General features: G+C 53.8%; 1 protein-coding gene. It reads left to right on the forward strand.

Going from position 1 to position 346, the window contains the following annotated elements:
* On the forward strand, positions 1-346 hold a 346-nt coding region (locus AC1RP4_RS07860; RefSeq protein ID WP_481763250.1), incomplete at both ends, for a hypothetical protein.

Raw genomic sequence — 346 nt, forward strand, 5'->3', positions numbered from 1 at the left:
ATCACTATCTGCGGTTCCAGCTGGCTACGACGGCGGCACCCGGCACGTTCACGGCGCTGATCACTGAGGTGCAGCTCGAACAGGGCCCATCCTATACGGGCTTCGAATTCAAGGACTTGTCGGTGATGGCGAAGGAGTGCTTGTTCTATTATGAAGCCTTCCCGGGATCGCCATTTGCGTGGTCGGGTCAAGTTGGTAATACGCAAGTCCCACAAATGACAGTGCAGTACGCATATAAACGCGTAAATAACCCCACTCTAGTAGCCAGCAACGTCTCATCTTCAGGTTTGGCTGCGGGCAATCCAACAATAGCTTCCCAGACCAATAACGGGGCGCGGTTGAATCT

This window comes from Dellaglioa sp. CoH-56-MRSF-10 (assembly GCF_056782175.1).